Origin of the sequence: Paenibacillus sp. EKM206P, assembly GCF_011066155.1 — a bacterium.
Taxonomy (GTDB): domain Bacteria; phylum Bacillota; class Bacilli; order Paenibacillales; family Paenibacillaceae; genus Paenibacillus; species Paenibacillus polymyxa_D.
The window spans coordinates 97,435-117,168 of record NZ_JAAMNQ010000001.1 but is presented as its reverse complement, the minus strand read 5'-3'; the positions used below and the strand labels follow the sequence as shown (position 1 = coordinate 117,168).

The window sequence follows — 19,734 nt, the reverse complement described above, 5'->3', positions numbered from 1 at the left end:
CAAAAAAATGTTACCCTACACATTCCTGCAACTGATACATTCTAACTTCTCCTACATTGTGTCCTGCCTCAAGTAATACATTGCTTTGGTCTGCACCTTCTATGAAATAACGCAGGGAAAACACTTCTTCACCCTCATTCACAAAGATCTCCAGGCTTGAGCTTTCAATGAATATTTGCATTTCTGCAAGCTTATTATTTAATGTTGCTCTTCTGTACTCTCTCTCGCCAGTCAACCAGTTTGTTCTCCAAACGGTCAGACTGTTTTGTTCCTGATCATAGTCAATTTGCACAGCATCCCTTATGATCATTTTAAAATTTTCTGTCAGTAAGGAAAAATCAACAATTAGCTCCGCTTGTGTAGAAGGCAGCACCCACTCACTACTACTTTGAATTTCCCCTTTGTAATGCATGCCATCCAGTCTTAACAATTGTAATTCCGGCAATGGTTTCTGGTACAACACACCGTTCATCAGCACAACTTCTCTAGGAAGTGTTAATGCATGAATCCAGCCCTCTTGAATGGTCGGGACAGCCCTCTCCGCTTCCTCATTCATGGCGCTCATCCATCCGAACATAATGGTTCTGTCATTAACTTTGAATGATTGTGGAGCGTAAAAATCAAATCCTCGATCAAGCTCTTTAAAATCGGAAAGGTCCCCGTTGAATTTGCCTGTATTCGATAATTTGCCAACCATATATCCCGATTGATTAGGATTTTTATAATATTCGCCTCTCTCCGGTAAACCCTGAGGAGAGAAAACAAAAACATCGTTTTCGGCAAATTGAAGTACATCCGGACATTCCCACATATATCCAAATTGATGATCATGATCAACAAATGATCCTTGGCATTCCCAATCGGACAAATTTTCAGATTTGTAGATAAGCGTATCTCCAGTCAAATCTTCTCTCTGAGCACCAACAATCAACCACCAGTTCCCGTGTTGGTCTCTCCATACTTTCGGATCTCGAACATGCCTAGTGTAACCTTGGGGATGCTCAAACAAAGGGCCGATTTTTTGAAAATACTCTCCATCCTCCGAAATCGCGGCGCATTGATAGCTTTCTTTTACTCCATCATCTCGGATTACATTTCCTGTATAAAACAGATACAGCTTTTCATTATGAACAATGCCCCCGCCCGAATAAATGCCATCCTTGTCATACCATTCCGAAGGCTCCAGCGCGACACTTTTCCTTTGCCAGTGCACCAGATCGCTGGAAACAACATGGCCCCAACATTTATTTTTATGCTCAGTTCCTTTTGGATTCCACTGATAAAACACATGATATTGATGATTGAAATAAGCAAGTCCATTAGGATCATTGAGCAAACCGTAAGGAGGGGTGATATGATATTTCAGGTTATACGCGTCGCTTTTATTCATGCTCATCCTCCGGTAAAAAAACAAAACTAAAACTCAGCAAAATTTCCTGCGAGCTTGACCCGATATAAACATCAAATTCACCGGGTTCACTTTTGTATTGCATTTCACGGTCATAAAATTTAAGCATTTCTTCATGAATTGAAAATTCAACATTTTGGGTCTCGCCACTTTGCAAAAACATTTTTTTAAAGTCTTTTAATTCTTTCACTGGTCTTGCAACACTTGCAAATTTATCGCGAATATATAATTGGATCGTTTCCTTTCCATCATAAATTCCAGTGTTGGTGACAGAAATACAGATATCAACTGACTCATTTTTCTTCATTTCTTTTTGGCTAATTGTTAATAGGCTGTATTCAAATGAGGTATAGGATTTGCCATAGCCAAATGGATACAAGGGTTCATTCACTTCATCTATATATCGGGATGCAAACCGATAAGAGCCATTTTCCTTTAAATTCGGTCTGCCTGTATTCAACTCATTGTAGGACATCGGAATTTGTCCCACGCTCCGTGGAAAGGTCATGGCTAATTTCCCCGATGGATTGACTTCCCCATACAGTATATTGGCCAGTGCTTCTCCGCCCATCGTTCCTGGATACCAGGCTTGAACAATAGCGTCCACTTTTCCGGCTACTTCGGTAAGAATCAAAGGTCTTCCACTATAAACGATCAGAACCGTCTTTTTGCCCAGTAAACTTAATTCATGGAGTAGTTTCATTTGCGGCTTAGGAAGCGTCGGGTTCGTTCGCGATCCCCCTTCTCCGCTCTGATAAATACTTTCTCCCAAGGCGAGGACAATGACATCCGCTTCGTTAGCATTTCGGATTGCTTCGCGCAGCAGGGCCTCCTCATCGACTGTTTCAGCAGCCAGCTTGTCCGCATATTTGCCAAGGGCTTCTCTTGCATTAGCAGGAAGCATGTGCGCCCCTTTGCAAACCGAGAGATTGTCGGGATCAACATGCTTTAATAATCCCATTTTCAAATTGACGGTATCCGCCTCATCCCCCTTAATGGCCCACATGCCCAGGGTGGAGTTTTCATCTGCGTAAGGACCGATTAAAGCTACTTTGGTATGTTTAGACAATGGCAGCAGTTGATTCTCATTTTTCAGCAAGACGACGGATTCTTCAGCCAAGGACAGCGCGGCTTTTTTATGTTCATCTGACAGAATGCTGTTTCTCGACCGCTGAACGGTTTCCTGTAATCCGCGGAACGGGTCCTCAAACAGCCCCAAATCATTTTTCAGCTTTAAAATACGGTATACCGCTTCATTCAACAGCCCCAGCATATGCTCGTTATCAGATACTACTTTCTCCAATTGATTGGCGTATACTGCTGTCTTCATATCCACATCAACACCAGCCAACAATGCCAGCCTTGCGGCGGAAGCCTCATCTTCGGCATAACCGTGCATGATCAGTTCTTCTATAGCGGCGTAATCCGAGATCAACACACCATTAAAATTCATCTCTCGTCTTAGCACGTCGCGGTTAAGCCACTCGTTTCCTGTTGCAGGAACGCCATTCAGGGTATTAAAGGCCGTCATAACAAGCTTTGCCCCCGCCTCGATTGCAGCTTGATATCCTGGCAAATAATATTCTCGCAGCGTATGCTCCGACATATCCACGGCGTTATACTCACGTCCAGCGACAGGTGCCCCATAAGCGGCAAAATGTTTGACGCAAGCGGCAATTTTATTCGTTGGTATGATTCCTTCCAAGTTTCTCCCCTGGATCCCCTGAACCATGCTTTCAGCATATTTTTTCGCTAGCAAAGTATCCTCTCCAGGCGATTCCATCACCCGCCCCCAACGAGGATCTCTAACGATATCTACCATGGGGGAAAAGGTCACGTGCACACCTTCGTCATAACATTCCTGGGCAGCAATCGAACCTGCATGTTCTATACTCTCATAATTCCAACTACATGCTTGTGCAATCGGAATCGGGAAGATGGTTCGATACCCATAGATAATATCTGCCATGAACAGCAGCGGAATTTTATGAATCGATTTTTCCAAATAATCCGTTTGCAGTTGGATAATTTTTTCTGGATTAGTGATGTTCAATATGGAGCCCGTGTTATATATATTGTAGCCGGCGTTTAACCCTAATTTTTTTAAAGGACCCGTCACAACAGTGTCTATATCCCCTTCAAAAAAATCACCGGTCAGTTGGATGAGCTGGCCTATTTTCTCTTCTATTGAAAGGCTGTCCAATTTTTTAAGCAGTGTGTTGTTGTCCATGATTCTCCCCACATCATTTTATTTGTGATCTATTTTTTCTTTAAACCCAAAGATCCACGTTAGTGCAAATGCCACAGCAAAGCCGATTACACAAACTAAGATATATATGAATATCTGATTGTTCAGGTACAATAACATTCCCGGTAGGGCTGTGATTGACATGCCCGTTGCTTGAACATTAAATATACGTGCGAAGAAACCGCCAACCGCTCCGCCAATCAAGCCCATCAAGAACGGTTTGCCATATCGAATGTTCACCCCAAAGATAGCGGGTTCTGTAATACCCAATAACGCAGACAAGGTAGAAGGATACGCAATGGATTTGGTTTTTACATTTTTAGATTTTAGACCAACAGCCAATGCAGCACCCGCTTGTGCGCAAATCGACGCTGAACTGATCGGGTTCACCATATTCCAACCATTGCCTACTAACATCTGTATTTCAATCAGGTTTAAGGCATGGTGCAGTCCGGTAACTACAATAATCTGATTGATGCCACCGTAAATAAATCCGCCGATGCCGTATGGTAATTTTAAAATGGCGGTAACACCCATTAATATTAAAGTTTCCACCTCGTGAAAAATGGGACCAATCACGAACAATCCTAATACCAGTGTTATTAATAATGTCAGAAACGGTGTCAGAATTAAGTCCAATGCATCCGGGACTGATTTTCTGATTTTCTTCTCCAGCATCGCCCCCACGACACCTATTATGAAAGCAGGCAAAACCGAGCCCTGATAGCCTGCAATTTTAATGAATCCGAAAAATACTAGTGGTTCCTGAACTTTTTGAGCGACATCCCAAGATGTAGGCAACGAAGGACTTACTAACATTAATCCAATCAATATCCCCAATAGTGGTGATCCACCAAACACCCGGAAGGCCGACCAACATACCAACACGGGTAAAAATGCAAAAGCCGTATCGGTCAATATTTGCGTAAACAATATGAAATTCGCAGAAATATGATCAGGTGTAAGTCCAAATAACTGGAGCAGTGCAGGCTGAGTTACTAAGCCTCTAACTCCCATAAATAATCCTGTAGCTACCAATGCAGGCATAATCGGAACAAATACATCCCCGAAAACACGGATCATTCTTTTGAACCGATTATCACCTTGAGTGGAGGCCATCTCTTTCAAATCAGCCTTTGATGTAGCAGATATGCTTTGGCCAACCATGGCATCGTATACTTTATTTACAGTACCGGTTCCAAAAATAATTTGATATTGCCCAGAGGTAAAGAAAACGCCCTTGGCCTTATCAATATTTTCAATAAATTCATCATCAATAATTTCTCTATCTTTTACAATCAGCCTCAGCCGTGTGGCACAATGTGCCATGGAAATAATATTGTCTTCTCCGCCAAGCCCTTTAATGACATCTTGGGCTATTTTAACGTATTCTTTTTCAAGACTCATCAGTCTCTTCCTTTCCTCTGTTCCTCTTAGTTAGTCTGAATCATTTAAAACTTTTGATCAAATATGCTTCTTAAGAATATCATGACTGCGCTTTCAAACAGCGGGATTATTTTACTACATTAAGGTCAAATTTTGACCTTTTTATATCCTTAATTATAAATGCATACTAGCAACTGGTGCCTGATGAAACAATAAAGTGCACCCTAGAATACATACTGGAATAACCTTCTGGTTTATCCCCGTGTATTTTAAAGGTGCACTTCAATTGTTGTATAGAGAGTTACTTACGTTTTACTTAGTGACTTTCAACTGAGCACTGTGAGCTGTATAGATAACCTTCACTTTATAATTGCTTGGTAAACCTACCGTTTCAATCGAAGAAAATGCTCCATTCCGTTTACCATAAGTTAAGATCGTAGCACCATTAGCCGGCACATATTTGTTAGAGAAATTCAGGCGTAATTTTCCGTTAAGTATAGCTGTTCCCTTCATTTTGAGCACATCATTTTTAGTGCGCAGGTTAAGTTCAAGTGTTCCCTTGGCAGATTGTCTGTAATTTCCGCCAATAATCAGCTTCCCAGAAGCATTTTTAAGAAGAGTTCCCCCATTATTCGTAATTCCGCCACTTCCGAAAGCCGTGTCCGAAGTTCCCTCCAAAGTACCTTGGTCGATCTGTGTACCACCGGAATACGTATTGTTGCCCATTAGCTTCAACGTACCTGTTCCCTTTTTAGTCAGCTTTCCAACGCCAGAAATATTGTTGCGCCAGCGATCCAATGCATTGAAACCACCTTTGGAAGCGTCCATATTTACCGTCACATTATTGGCGAAAGCACCGTAGCCATCCGCAGCGGAAAACAAGTTCAATCGTCCCCATCCCTCAGCATCATCAAGTACAGGATAGCCGGAAGGAATCCCCGTGGTAGCCAAAACCCAACGACGTTGTGTGCTATCCAGGTAAGGCAAGCGTGTCTCCAATAGTACCTCAGCTCCCTTAGGCACTATCATAGGCGTCGCGGTTGGATTAACCTGACTGAATCCGTATGTTAATCGTTGATTATAATTTTTTTTGTTTGTGGCATAATTGCTGAACCGATCTGGAGCTGTACCTTTTTGAGACAGCAGTTGTTTACGAGCATCCTGATAAGCCGCTTTCTTCAAACTGCTATTGGCTGGATCAGACAGGATAGCAGCAGCCATCGCTGTTGCCATGACACGCCCTCCCATAACATCAAGCGGGGAATGCATACCGGCAACAACACGGTTATTGCCCAGCTCCGAAGCTCGCGTCAGCAGTTCTTGATAACGCTCCGGCACGGCGTAGGCCATAGCAATAGAACTGAGATACGCAGCATTGGTATGACCGCTAGGAAAGCCGCCATCGCTAGTAGCATCAGCTTTGAGAGCGGGAATAAGGCTCGGAACAACTACAGAGTTATCGCTCCAGCGAAACGGGCGAGGATAGCTAAAATAAGACTTAGCCGGGTTCGTCGTAGAATATTCTCCGCGCAAGGTATTTACCAGATTTACGATGTTGCCGAGATTGGAGCTTGTACTCCCAGCATTCGTTCCCTCATCTTCGTATTTCTTAGTCAGGGCATCTGCCGGAATGTCGTTGATCGTTGTCGTGGCACCTGCATTCTTTCGATATACATCAGTGAGCGAACCCAGCCCGTCGATCACACTGTAGCTCTGGTTTCTGCGATCATCCAAATAAGCCGCATCGGCCTCACTGGAAGTGCGACGGGCAGCGATATCAATCACTTTTTGAATATTGGCGTCCAGCACGCTGCTGTTTAGCTTGGTACCTGTATCCCAGGTAGCGCCGGGAGTCCAAAGCTTATTAAATTCGGAGAGCAACCCGAGGGTCGGATTAGAGCTTTCCGTCTTATTTGCAGAACTATTATTTTTATAATGATCTACGAAATATCCCCACGACGGTTCTGTTGGAGTTACCGCTGTTGGTAGGGTTGCTGCACTCGCATAACTTCCACCCAGGGAACCTAGAAGTAAGGGTAAAGATAGTAATGCAACTGATAATGGTTTCCTTAGCGATTTCATTCTCAAATCAGATCCTCTCTTCTCTTGTGCTCTTCATACTTTCTCTACGGAGCTATTATCTATATAACAAGATGTATGACATAAAGAATCATATCTTACGTTTGTTAAATCAAGAGCTTGGTTTTGTTAAATAATTCTTGCTTATTTATATGTAAAAGAATATCAACAACACTTAATATAGAAATAGTTTTAGTGTGTTTGTAATACTTTCGCCATGTTGATATGTGCTTATGATCAATATAGTTGGAGTAGTGGACCATAAAATTTAATTAAGGTAGGTCGTCTTATGAGCGAGGAAACTATTGCTTTCAAGTGTGGATCGTGTAAACAGGTACCAGATAAACCCCTATTAAAAGACAAAAATGTTGAGATTGTGGCCATCGAAGATGCTATGGACTGGGCAGATTTCAAGCATGATACTCCAGATCTAAATACTGAAATATGGGAAAGAGCATTGAAACCCCCGGCAAAAGGTGACTTAAAAAAAGTACAAGTATATTTTCCTTTTCATATGTCTGTTGGAGAAACTTTTTGGACTCTATTCAGACCTGCTTATTCACATTTTAATGGTTGGGATGAGCATCCTGAGGAGATCAACTTCTCTGCGTTTATTAAATGTAGATTTGAAGACATCATATCCAAAAATGAAAAAAAAGCTTGGATCAATGTCAGAGTGGAGGAAGTTCTGTTATTAAAAGATGTATGTAATAAAATCCCAGCGCGTGATGGAGCAGGCTATTTGGATTCATTTCATATGTTTGGAGAGCCTCAACTATTTCAATACAAGGATTGGATTTTCTTGGATGCAAACGCACAAAGTAATCTTGGTATTTGGGCATTAATTAAAAGAGTTAAGGATTATAACCATTTGGTGGCATATGGATCGTGGGAATTTCATTCCAACATGGTCTACTGTGGAAATCTAATAATTCCTGAAGATGAGTTGAACTCATTCATGCATATTAGCGAGTAAAATGACAAGTAAAGGATACCTTAAAACAAATACAATGCACCCAGAGCAAGATAATCTATCGTGAATTAAAGGATCGTGCAATAAAGAGTATCCAGCAGAATGGGCAAGCAGTAATGAGTAAAGTGGGACTTTATCCCACTTTCAGCCATTTGCTGCAAACGGATCGCTTCCTATATCTTAAAATATACATACATATTCGGAGGTTGCCATGACTAGTAAATCTGCTACAAAAAATGAAACGGGTCAATCGCTCCCCCTCCCAGGGCCGCAAGTGAAAGGCACCGTTTTTGCGATTCTGATTGCGATCAGTTTCGTCCATCTGTTCAATGACTCGATTCAATCGGTCATTCCAGCGATCTTTCCGATCTTAAAGGAATCTATGAGCCTGAACTACACGCAGATCGGCTGGATTTCATTCGCGATCAATTTTACAGCTTCGATCATGCAGCCTGTGATTGGCTTGTTTTCAGACAAACGGCCTACGCCCGCTATCCTTCCCATCGGCATGGGCTTTACGCTGACTGGCATGCTGTTGCTCGCCTATGCTGCCGATTATAAAGCGGTGCTGATCGCAGTCATCTTTGTGGGTCTGGGCTCGGCTGCCTTTCACCCTGAAGGCTCGCGCGTATCCCATATGGCGGCCGGGCCGCGTCGGGGATTGGCACAATCCATTTTTCAAGTTGGCGGTAATGCGGGCCAATCGCTGGCGCCGATGCTCACGAGCTGGATTTTTATCCCGTTGGGACAATTTGGTGCGATCTGGTTCACAGGTATTGCGGCAGCGGGAATTGTGGTGCAATCGTTCATCGCACGCTGGTACGGTAACGTCCTACGTACAGAAGGCATTGCACGCAAAAAAGCGGTGGCACGCCGCATGAAGCCCGAAGTGCGTAACCGCGTTATGTTTGCCATGATTGTCCTCATTCTACTGGTATTCGTCCGTTCGTGGTACTCGACCTCGGTCGGAAGCTACTATTCGTTTTACCTGATGGAAGTATTTAAAATGCCATTGGCTGATGCACAGCTTTACATTTTCCTGTTCCTCGGAGCTGGAGCGCTGGGCACCTTCTTTGGCGGTCCGCTGGCGGACCGTTTTGGTAAACGCAATATGATATTTCTGTCCATGGTATTAGCTGCACCACTCGCGCTGGCACTACCTTATGCTAACCAATTCTGGACGGCGATCCTGCTGGCAATTATCGGATTTATTATGCTGTCTAGCTTTTCGGTCACAGTCGTATATGCACAAATGCTTGTGCCTGGTAAAATCGGGACCGTGTCTGGTCTCATTACGGGCCTGGCTTTTGGCCTTGGTGGTGTGGGCGCACTCGTACTCGGCAACTGGATCGACAAAGTAGGCATCACCCACATCATGTTCCTATGCGGCTTTTTGCCACTGCTCGGCATCTTAACCTTCCTGCTTCCTACAGATAAAACCCTGAACCGCTGGGCGGAAGAAAATGGAGCCGAAGTGTAACAGGCTAACGTGTGGCGGCCATCCTGGCCGCTGCACACCTTTATAGCCAACTAACGTGATTCCTCACTTTCTACTTCTGCCAAACGCATCACAATCCGACGCTTCCGATACAGCATTTTCCCTGCTTCAGCTACATCACTAATAGCACTTCGATTCGCGATAGACCCGAACAAAATGCCCGCAATCGGGACCATTTGAAGCAGCTTTTTCCATCCAAACTGATCACGATAGGTGTTAATGACCTCTCTCCATCCCTGCATCTGGGAAAAAACCTGTGCCTGACGTGAAGGATCATCGAACAAAGCCAGCTCCTCTAATACGGCCTTCTTCCCCACAATATCGGCTGAAGCAAATTGCATACATTTAATAATAAAAATGCGTTCCTGCTTATCATGGGGATTAAAGCCATAGCACAAGGCTATTTCCTGAAGCACTTTGAGCGACAAGCCGAGCAAAAGAGGAATATCCGCCGCAATCGTAAACACACCACCAATCCCCGTTGTTGCTCCCTGAGCGGTGGCAAAGGTAATGCGAGCCGATGTCATATCGTCGGCAGTCCGATCCATGATGGTTAGCGGGAGCTCAGCCGCCTGCTTCAACTCCCACATAGGTTCGACACTATGTTCCGAATCAACGTTTTCCCCGGCACGAGGCAGGTCCTGCGTATCCGAAGCGGAATCTGCACCATTTTGCTGAATGACATGTTCATGGGCCGTCTTTTTCAGCCTGTTCAGAACCGTTTCTTCCTTCACCAAATATTTGCCGCCGTTCTGAATGAAGCTGCCCAACTCGTTAAGGAGTTGCTCCAGCTTGTCTTTAATGATTTTGGGCGTCAGCCGATCCAGCAACATAAAAGGCCATCTGCCGATTTTTTCCCAGAAAAAAATGTCCTTCTGTTCCTTCTCCCATTTTTCAATATTCTTCAACTCATGACGCAATACGTCCTGGCTTTCCCGATATTCTGTAAGCTGCTTCATAAGCGTAGACGTCTCCTTTTGACTATGCTAGTTTATGTATGGGTAATACGTAAGCAAGGCGAGTTCAGGTTTCTTTTTTTAGCAAACTAGATGATAAAGAAAGTTAAAAATCCATACAGATCGGAGTGTAATGATGAATAATGTAGAGCTTGTCCCTTACCATTGTGGGCATGATGCCATTTTACATACCTTCTACTTACCTGAGGAGCAGAAGCAGTTTACTGGAATGCCGGATGAAATGCTCATACTGGCCAAGGAAGATCCGCACCGCCATCCTGTCGTGATTACGGCTACTAGAAGACCCGTTGGATTTTTCATTTTATACAATGGGGATGAATTAGCGGACTATACGACTACTTCTGAGGCACTGCTGCTACGCGCGTTCTCTATTCATTACGCAGATCAGGGACAAGGATTCGCCAAAAAAGGGCTGCTTCTACTACCACAGTTCATCGCCAGACACTTCCCACATATTCGCGAGATTGTACTGGGCGTCAATGCCCGTAATCTGTCTGCCCAAAGTCTGTATCGCAAATGCGGCTTTATAGATGAAGGTGACACTAAAATGGGTCAACACGGCTTGCAGCATATTTTTAAAATGAGCCTATAAGAGGTTGTTCAAAAAGTCGTCTTTCCATAACGAAGCTATTCAAGAAGCGGATTCGACGTCGAATCTTGAATTCAGCCGGGCCTTCCGTTGCTCACGTAGATCTGTCTACGCTCCGCTACTCTGTCCCTAGCTTCATCCAACCTTCTCGGTCCTGAAAAGCCGTTTTTTTGAACACACACTATAAGTTGACCTCGATAGCCCTCGCCCAAATAGAAAAGCTTTCGGCACCAACGCCAAAAGCTTTTATCGTTAAATCTCACCAATTGAAAAACTCAATTTGTAATTACCAAACTTCGTAAGCTCATCCAGCATGGTATTTAACTCTGTCTGTGAGGACATGCGCACCCGCATCCAATAACAGCCCTCCCCACTCACCCGGTGGATTTCAACAATATAGGGATGCTCCCGTGCAAAAGCCTGGAAAGCACTGTGAGTCGTTCCTGAATTCAAAAAAACCGTAATAAAGGCATGAATCGTCTGTCCAATTTTTTCAGGGTTCCAGCGCAGCGTATAGCCTTCGATAATGCCCGCATCCTGCATTCTTCGAACACGCGCCCCTACGGCTTGGCCTGTCAAATGAACAAGCTGGCCGATCTCCTTGTGCGATAAAGAGCTGTCTTCAATTAAATGATGAAGAATGCGCAGATCGGTGTCATCAGGTGCGAATAGTTCCATAGTTATTTTTCCTTTCATGATGAAACGATAATGCTGATTTTCCTTTCAGCAAACCGTAGCCTGTAGCTCCTTGCGTCAGATATGATTGTAACAGAAACAATGAACTACCGAAAATACACTTGGTCAAAAATAACATTCATCACAAAGGAGCTTTCATATATGAAAATCACACTAATCCGTAACGCAACCTTATGGCTGGAATACGCTGGAATAAAATTTCTGATCGATCCGATGTTGAGCGATGCTGGCGCAAATCCGCCGGTCCCCAATACGGAAAATGCCCGCCGTAATCCGCTGGTTCCCTTGCCGCCACAATGGCAGGCACTCGGACAGCCTGACGTTGTCATCGTCACACATTTACATCCCGATCATTGGGACCCGGCAGCAGTACGCTGGTTGGACAAACAAATTCCTGTCTTCTGCCAGCCCGGAAATGAAGAACAAATCACTGCTGATGGTTTTACACAGGTTACCCCGATTCCGTTGGCTGGTTCTGTGGGAGAAATTGAGATTATCCGTACAACCGGGCATCACGGCACCGGAGAAATCGGGGAGCAGATGGGACCCGTATCCGGCTTTGTTTTTCAGGCACCAGGTGAACCTGTCGTCTATTTGGCCGGGGATACGATCTGGTGCAGTGAAGTCGCGGAAACACTGGATAAATACCGTCCTGACTGGACAATTGTGAACGCTGGAGGAGCACGGTTTACGGTAGGTGATCCCATTATTATGACTGCCCAAGATGTAACGGCGGTAGCACAACATGCCCCTTATACACAAATCGTGGCTGTCCACATGGAAGCAATCAATCATTGTCTACTAACTCGCTCAGAGCTTACGGAACATATCAACCGTGAAGGTTTAAAGGGGCGCGTCCATATTCCGGCAGATGGAGCGACGGTTTCGGAGTAAGGCAATCGTCCTGAGTCACCGTTTGCGCCTATTTTGAATATATTGGATTTCAAAACGTATAAAGAAGGGATTATCGATGAATTGGCAATATCCTAATTACGGTACAGAAACCCAATGTAAAGAAGTTCCGATTACTTTTCCTCCCCAGCATCAATATAGACAGCCGGGGTTGGAATACCTAATGGTTCCACGCCCTATTTATGATAATCCAAAGTATATCGGCACTGGAAAGCTTCAGGATCGGGTGGCTATTATTAGCGGTGGGGACAGTGGTATTGGTCGCGCGGTTGCAGTGGCATTTGCCAAGGAAGGGGCCGATGTGGTCATTGCCTATCTCGATGAGCATCGAGATGCCATGGAAACCCGTGATGTCATTCACAGGCTTGGCCGACGTTGTTTGTTAATTCCGGGGGATCTAAGGCTAAAAAGCAACTGCTGTCTGGTTGTTCAACAAACGATGGAAACCTTTGGTCGTATTGACATCCTGATTAACAACCTAGGTATTCAGTTTGTGCGCGAATCGTATCTGGATATCAGTGAGCAGCAGCTTCGTGATACGTTTGATACGAATATTATTTCCTTCTTCCATATGACTACAGAAGCATTGCCGTATATGCGGGCTGGGGCCAGCATCGTCAATACAGCATCGGTGACAGCCTATGTGGGTCAAAAGAATATGATCGACTATTCAGCTACCAAAGGAGCTATCGTCAGCTTCACCCGCGCTTTGGCTAATAATCTGGTCGATCAGGGTATTCGCGTGAATGCCATTGCGCCCGGTCCGATCTGGACTCCGCTGAATCCGGCCACACAGTCGCCTGAAGTCATTCGCACCTTCGGCAGCAATACACCAATGAAGCGTGCCGGGCAGCCTTATGAATTGGCTCCTGCCTATGTGCTGCTGGCTTCGGATGACGGTTCCTACATTACAGGCCAAACGCTGCATATAAACGGCGGCCAAATGGTCACGACTTAGTTTCGTTGGCTGATAGCCACAAGACCCAACAAGCAAGAAAACCTCCAGCATCCACATTTCTAGTGGAACTGGAGGTTTTCTTGTTTTACGATACCGAATCTGAGCTTAAGCAGATCTTTTGTTTTTGTTGTAAATATCGAAGGCAACCGCCAGCAGCAGCACCAAGCCCTTGATTCCTTGCTGCCAGTCAATACCCAGACCGATCAGAGACATACCGTTATTCAGTACGCCCATGACCAAACCACCGATAATGGCTCCAAAAACGGTTCCGATCCCGCCGGATGCGGAAGCTCCACCGATAAAGCAGGCTGCGATGGCATCTAGCTCGAAGTTCGTACCCGCTCTCGGCGTAGCCGCGTTCAGACGTGCAGCAAAGATCAGACCGGAAATGGCGGCCAGCACCCCCATGTTGACGAATACCCAGAACGTTACTTTTTTCGTTTTGACACCGGACAGACCCGCTGCCTTTTCATTTCCACCCAACGCATACACATGACGTCCCATAATCGTGCGGTTCATGACGAAGGAGTACACAACGATCAGTATGAACAGCAGCACGAGAATGTTAGGTATCCCCGCGTAGCTCGCGAGCATGAAGGTGAACAGATTGATGACCGCAGCTACCACAATCAACTTGAGTACAAATAAAGCTTGTGACGGAACCTCGAATCCATATTTAAGCTGAGAACGACGTTCGCGAAGTTCGTTCACGATAAACCATACCGTGAGTGCAATGCCGACAATGATGGATACCAGGTTATAACCGGTAGATGAAAAATCCGGCAGGAAGCCTGAACTGATTTTCTGGAATCCCCCCGGAAATGGAGAGATCGATTGACCTTCCAGCACAATCATGGTCAATCCACGGAAGAGCAGCATTCCCGCCAATGTAACGATAAATGCCGGAATCCGTACATAAGCGACCCAGAACCCTTGCCATGCGCCGATTAACGCTCCGACCAGCAAAGATGCAATCACAGCGATCCATGCTGGAAGCTGCCAATCGACCATCATTATGGCGGCAACCGCACCGACAAAAGCGGCTATGGAGCCGACGGACAAATCAATATGTCCAGTGATGATGACCAGCACCATCCCGATCGCCAGCACGAGAATATAGCTGTTTTGCAGAATCAGATTGGTAATATTAATCGGCTTCAACAGCAGGCCGCCCGTCAGCACCTCGAACAAAATCATAATGACGACCAGCGCAATCATCATGCCATATTGGCGGATGTTATTTTTAAATAGTTTAGTTATGGTTTCCATGCTTCACGCCTCCTGACTTGGTCATATATCTCATCAACGTTTCCTGCGACGCGTCCTCACGGCTAACCTCTCCAGTGATCCGCCCAGCATTCATGACATAAATCCGGTCACACAAACCTAGTACCTCTGGCAGCTCGGACGAAATGACCAGCACTCCCTTGCCTTCAGCGGCAAGTCGATGAATAATGGTATAAATTTCATATTTGGCACCCACATCAATGCCGCGTGTCGGCTCATCCAGAATCAGAATATCCGGCCCGGCGAAAATCCATTTGCTCAGCACCACCTTCTGCTGATTGCCACCACTCAGGTTACCCGTTTTCTGTAAAATGCTCGGCGCTTTGATGTTCATGCTTTTTTTCATTTCCTCTGCAATGACGACTTCCTCCTGCTCATTGACGACAGCGCCCTTCGTCAGCTTGTTCAGGCCAGTCAGCGAAATATTACGCTTGATATCATCCATCAGAATGAGGCCATACTCCTTGCGATCCTCTGTCACATAGGCAAAGCCGTTGTTGATCGCGTCCGTAACCGTGTTGTTCTGGATCGGCTTGCCGTCTTTAATCAGCTGACCAGAGATGTTACGTCCATACGACTTGCCAAAAATGCTCATCGCCAGCTCTGTCCGTCCCGCTCCCATCAGTCCGGCAATACCGACAATTTCACCGCGACGGATGTTCAAATTCACCTGATCCAGCACCTTACGGTCTGCATGATGCTCGTGATACACCGTCCAATCCTTCACTTCCAGAACGACTTTGCCAATCTCGGCATGACGCTCTGGATAACGGCTGGTCAGATCACGTCCAACCATCCCGCTAATGATCCGATCCTCCGTAACCTCATCCTTCTTCATATCCAGTGTCTCAATCGTCTTTCCGTCCCGCAAAATCGTGATCGAATCTGACACCTTCGCGACCTCATTCAGCTTGTGGGAGATCAGGATGCAGGAAATGCCCTGTCTTTTAAATTCCAGCATCAAATTAAGCAGATTTTCACTATCATCCTCATTCAATGCCGCTGTTGGTTCATCCAGAATAAGCAACTTTACCTTTTTAGAGAGCGCTTTCGCAATTTCAACCAGTTGTTGCTTCCCGACCCCAATGTTCGTAACCAATGTATTGGGATTTTCACTCAAACCGACCTTGGACAGCAGATCGCGTGTCCCTACAAAAGTCTCTTTCCAATCAATCACGCCGCCACTGGCGCGTTCGTTGCCCAGATAAATATTTTCCGCAATCGAGAGGTACGGGATCAGCGCCAGCTCCTGATGGATAATGACAATGCCTAGTTCCTCGCTCTGCTTGATATCCTTGAACTCACACGTTTTGCCCTGGAAAACAATATCCCCTTCATAGGTTCCATGCGGATATACACCGCTTAGTACCTTCATCAGCGTCGATTTGCCCGCACCGTTCTCACCGCACAGGGAATGGATTTCGCCTTCCTTGACCTTGAGATTTACATTTTCCAATGCCTTCACGCCGGGAAAGGTTTTGGTAATTCCCTTCATTTCCAAAATGATTCCAGTCATGGGATACGCTCCTTTCGGTTGGATTCCTACTCTTATTTCAGTCCAATTTGCTCTTTGGTGTAATAGTGACTGCCGACAATATCCTTCTCCACATTCGTTCGATCTACCGAGATCGGATCAAGCAAGTAAGCAGGAATGACTTTTTTACCGTTGTTATAGGATTTGGTGTCATTCACTTCCGCTTGTTTGCCCTGTAAAATGCTGTTGGCCATCACGACCGTTTGCTCAGCCAGCTTGCGGGTATCCTTAAATATAGTTTGCGTCTGCTCCCCGGCCACAATGGACTTGATCGAAGCCAGCTCCGCATCCTGCCCCGTAATGATCGGCAGCGGCTTGTTCGCTGATCCGTAACCGACCCCTTTCAGGGATGAAATGATACCGATGCTAATGCCGTCATACGGGGATAGTACCGCGTCCAGATTGGCCCCTGAATAGTAGGCACTCAGCAAATTATCCATCCGCGACTGGGCCAATGCTCCGTCCCACCGCAGTGTAGCAATCTGCGCCATCGTCATCTGCTTGCTGCGTACGACCAGCTTACCGGAATCAATGTACGGTTTAAGAACGGACATCGCACCATTAAAGAAGAAATAAGCGTTATTGTCATCCGGTGAACCACCGAAAAGCTCGATATTGAACGGGCCTTTGCCTTCCTTAAGTCCCAGCTTTTTCTCAATATATGCTGCCTGTAGTACGCCCACCTTGAAGTTATCGAAAGTCGCATAATACGTTAAATATGGTGTGTTGCGAATCAGACGGTCGTAAGAAATGACCTGAATGCCTCGGTCGTGTGCCTTCTGAATCACATCCGTCAGCGTGTTTCCGTCGACCGAAGCGATCACCATAACATTGACGCCCTTGGTGATCATATTTTCGATTTGGGAGATTTGGTTTTCCACCACGTCCTCGGCGTACTGTAAATCCGTTTTATAGCCTTGCTCCTGAAACAACCGGACCATATTTTCTCCGTCCCCTACCCAACGCTCGGACGATTTGGTCGGCATGGAAATGCCCACATAGCCTTTTTCCTTGCTACCCGTTCCACTCTCCGCCAGATTGCAGGCCGAAAGCATTAGGGCCAAAACCAGAAGCCATACGACAACAGCTCCTTTTTTCATATGAAGTTCCCCTTTCCTCATGTAATGCAGGTCATTTGAAGGTAAGGATTTTGCAAAATCCTCAGGTCAGTACTGATTAGAGTTGAGATGAGATAGCGCTTACATAAATGAGGCGATGAGCACCTCTCTTTTTTTATGTGCAAACACATGGTATCATTCCAGGCCGGGAAAGGTCTTTGCTGGTTTTGAACTTTTTTTATAAAATTTTAACCTTTGTGATGGGGGGAGTTAGAAGTTGGAGAAGATAAAATGAAACTCGTTGACTAAATAATCATATGGCTTGTAAATAAATTAAAATAACTTCCACTTTGTAAATTTTTCGCTATACTAGGTGCTTAAAAAGAGACAAAAAAGGTAGCTCCAATTATCAAGCTCCCCTTTTGAATGTGCTATCCTTGAAATATTTAGTTAACTTTTATCTTCATCTACATCAATTAAAAACACCCGCTCCTGAAAGCCACCCCGTGCCTCGGCTTTGTCTGCCCGCAGCTTGTCCAGCTCTGCTGCATTCGCCCCATGTACTTCTGCTAGTGCTCGGATGACTTCCAGCATATCCGCCAGCTCTTCTAGCGCTTCCTGATCTTTTTCCGCTTCAAAATATTCCTCGGCTTCTTCACGAAGCTTGGTTCGCAGTTCCTGCTTATACTCCTCTGTTTCCAAGATACGTGTCCGACATTCCTTACCCTGAGACATAATGAGTTGCGGAATCCGATCCCGCACCAGTTTGTTGTATGTAGGCATATCAAATAACACCCTTTCTGATGTGGGAAGCTCCAGGGCGCATCCAACATCTTCCTTTTCCTCATTATATCATTAGCTCAAAAAGAACCGGGTATTATTGATAAAAGATCTACCGATTCATTGAACGAATTTTCTTTATAAATCGATGGATACCGCTTAGCCGGATCAGCTACGATCCGCTGTGACAGAGACTCTAGAATAGAGTCCGTTTTATAAAGCAACTTGTCTACTTCCTCCTGTCTCATCGTCTCCTCGGATGCTTCATCCTCTCCCGAAACCAGATAATGTACCGTACCGATAAACAGCACCATATCTAAATTGGGCTCAGCATCTGTGTGAATTAAAGGGAATAGGTCAGTCATGGATCGAATGTACGATGGAATGATTTGGTTTCGATGAACATACATGGCCTTAGCCATAGAAAACATCGCTCGATCACAAAGAATGAGGCAGTTTTGAAACTGATGATGGTCGCGCATCATCTGTGCAAGCTTGATCTGGTATTCGGCAAGCTTTTGAAAATCCATCATGCAATTGAATATGTAGGTGTCGCTGTACTTAGGCAATTTGAAATCAGAACCATTATGTAGTTGGGGACTTAAGGAGTAATGTTTCATGGGGAATCAACTCCTGAATTAAAATTTCATAAATAAGGGTTTTGCAAAATCCTGAAACAAATGTGAGCAACGTAGCACAAATATGTAACCATCAAGATGTATAATTTTCTAGCTACCGGACAAGCTTCCTAATAAATATTACTATATAGTAGTTTTTAATTCAATTTACTTACTAACACTTATTAATTAGATGTAACTCTTTCTCTACACTTCTAACTAGAGGATTTTGCAAAATCCAACAAGCGACTTCCAATAATAATATATAGGTCGTGATGATCTAGTTCGTCTATATATTGCACTTTGGAGCGATTGGAATCGATTTTGTAGAACCCTTACTATAGAGAGGTGTATTCATGTCAGAACTTTTGGAATTAGTCGGTACACGTATTCGAGATATTCGAAAGTCTAAAGGGCTTTCCCAAGAAGCTTTAGCCGAAAAAGCAGGATTCAATTCGAGTTATATTGGATTTATTGAGCGAGCGGAGAGAAATATATCTTTGAAAAATCTGGAGAAAATAGCGAAGGCATTGAACGTGGGCGTCTATCAGTTGCTTACATATGTGAAGGACAATGATGAGCTTACCGAAGAACATTCAAGTATAAAAACCATTTTAACTCTCCTAAGAACTCGTGAATCCAAAGATACTGAACTGGCATTAAAGATTCTTACGGACATCTTTATAAGAATCGATGAACGATGAAACAAAAAAGGAACTGCACTTTGCAGTTCC

At 44.8% G+C, this 19,734-nt stretch carries 17 protein-coding genes; 6 read left to right on the top strand and 11 right to left on the bottom strand.

From position 1 onward, the window contains the following. Positions 1–10 precede the first annotated feature (10 nt). The 4 genes from G9G53_RS00485 to G9G53_RS00470 all read right to left on the bottom strand — a co-directional run bounded on the left by G9G53_RS00485 (position 11) and on the right by G9G53_RS00470 (position 7,124). Entirely contained in the window at positions 11–1,390 is a 1,380-nt protein-coding gene (locus G9G53_RS00485) for a glycoside hydrolase family 32 protein (RefSeq protein ID WP_029516145.1), read from the bottom strand. Beyond that, complete coding sequence (gene bglX / locus G9G53_RS00480) at positions 1,383–3,638, bottom strand: beta-glucosidase BglX (protein ID WP_165144560.1); 2,256 nt, start codon at positions 3,636–3,638, stop codon at positions 1,383–1,385. Before bglX ends, G9G53_RS00485 begins: the two co-directional genes overlap by 8 nt. Before the next feature lie 18 nt (positions 3,639–3,656). Next, complete coding sequence (locus G9G53_RS00475) at positions 3,657–5,063, bottom strand: sucrose-specific PTS transporter subunit IIBC (RefSeq protein WP_069011536.1); 1,407 nt, start codon at positions 5,061–5,063, stop codon at positions 3,657–3,659. Positions 5,064–5,354: 291 nt separating this feature from the next. Further along, positions 5,355–7,124 (bottom strand): acid phosphatase, encoded by a 1,770-nt coding sequence (locus G9G53_RS00470; RefSeq protein ID WP_165145383.1) that lies wholly within the window; start codon positions 7,122–7,124, stop codon positions 5,355–5,357. Between the two features lie 286 nt (positions 7,125–7,410). On the opposite strand from G9G53_RS00470, the gene G9G53_RS00465 reads away from it, so the two are divergent. Further along, complete coding sequence (locus G9G53_RS00465) at positions 7,411–8,097, top strand: hypothetical protein (RefSeq protein ID WP_165144557.1); 687 nt, start codon at positions 7,411–7,413, stop codon at positions 8,095–8,097. Between the two features lie 208 nt (positions 8,098–8,305). Continuing rightward, entirely contained in the window at positions 8,306–9,574 is a 1,269-nt protein-coding gene (locus G9G53_RS00460; RefSeq protein ID WP_029516140.1) for an MFS transporter, read from the top strand. Positions 9,575–9,624: 50 nt separating this feature from the next. Here G9G53_RS00460 and G9G53_RS00455 read toward each other — a convergent pair whose 3' ends face one another. Beyond that, positions 9,625–10,551, bottom strand: coding sequence for an EcsC family protein (locus G9G53_RS00455; RefSeq protein ID WP_165144554.1), 927 nt, complete (start codon positions 10,549–10,551; stop codon positions 9,625–9,627). Between the two features lie 133 nt (positions 10,552–10,684). On the opposite strand from G9G53_RS00455, the gene G9G53_RS00450 reads away from it, so the two are divergent. After that, on the top strand, positions 10,685–11,161 hold the full coding sequence (locus G9G53_RS00450) for a GNAT family N-acetyltransferase (protein WP_081317578.1): 477 nt from the start codon (positions 10,685–10,687) through the stop codon (positions 11,159–11,161). Positions 11,162–11,410: 249 nt separating this feature from the next. On the opposite strand, the gene G9G53_RS00445 is transcribed toward G9G53_RS00450, so the two are convergent. After that, entirely contained in the window at positions 11,411–11,836 is a 426-nt protein-coding gene (locus G9G53_RS00445) for an Lrp/AsnC family transcriptional regulator (protein WP_165144551.1), read from the bottom strand. 159 nt (positions 11,837–11,995) lie between these two features. Here G9G53_RS00445 and G9G53_RS00440 point away from each other — a divergent pair, with 159 nt between their 5' ends. After that, positions 11,996–12,748, top strand: coding sequence for an MBL fold metallo-hydrolase (locus G9G53_RS00440; RefSeq protein ID WP_165144548.1), 753 nt, complete (start codon positions 11,996–11,998; stop codon positions 12,746–12,748). A gap of 76 nt (positions 12,749–12,824) precedes the next feature. Next, the gene (locus tag G9G53_RS00435) at positions 12,825–13,724 is read left to right on the top strand and encodes an SDR family oxidoreductase (protein ID WP_069011529.1); all 900 of its coding nucleotides are present in this window, start codon (positions 12,825–12,827) and stop codon (positions 13,722–13,724) included. 105 nt (positions 13,725–13,829) lie between these two features. Here the strand turns inward: G9G53_RS00435 and mmsB are convergent, their stop codons facing one another. From mmsB to G9G53_RS00410, 5 genes are all read right to left on the bottom strand, one after another. Continuing rightward, positions 13,830–14,993, bottom strand: a complete 1,164-nt coding sequence (gene mmsB / locus G9G53_RS00430; protein ID WP_039269462.1) for a multiple monosaccharide ABC transporter permease — start codon at positions 14,991–14,993, stop codon at positions 13,830–13,832. Next, positions 14,977–16,527: a multiple monosaccharide ABC transporter ATP-binding protein gene (gene mmsA, locus G9G53_RS00425; protein WP_165144545.1), complete on the bottom strand. Its 1,551-nt coding sequence runs from the start codon at positions 16,525–16,527 to the stop codon at positions 14,977–14,979. Before mmsA ends, mmsB begins: the two co-directional genes overlap by 17 nt. A 32-nt stretch (positions 16,528–16,559) precedes the next feature. Beyond that, positions 16,560–17,645, bottom strand: a complete 1,086-nt coding sequence (chvE, locus tag G9G53_RS00420; protein ID WP_165144542.1) for a multiple monosaccharide ABC transporter substrate-binding protein — start codon at positions 17,643–17,645, stop codon at positions 16,560–16,562. Positions 17,646–18,053: 408 nt separating this feature from the next. Next, entirely contained in the window at positions 18,054–18,386 is a 333-nt protein-coding gene (locus tag G9G53_RS00415) for a nucleoside triphosphate pyrophosphohydrolase (RefSeq protein WP_165144539.1), read from the bottom strand. Between the two features lie 77 nt (positions 18,387–18,463). After that, positions 18,464–19,003 carry a HEPN domain-containing protein gene (locus G9G53_RS00410; protein ID WP_165144536.1) on the bottom strand — a complete coding sequence of 180 codons (540 nt, stop codon included), beginning with the start codon at positions 19,001–19,003 and terminating at the stop codon, positions 18,464–18,466. 353 nt (positions 19,004–19,356) lie between these two features. Here G9G53_RS00410 and G9G53_RS00405 point away from each other — a divergent pair, with 353 nt between their 5' ends. Beyond that, positions 19,357–19,704 (top strand): helix-turn-helix domain-containing protein, encoded by a 348-nt coding sequence (locus G9G53_RS00405; RefSeq protein ID WP_029516129.1) that lies wholly within the window; start codon positions 19,357–19,359, stop codon positions 19,702–19,704. Positions 19,705–19,734 lie beyond the last annotated feature (30 nt).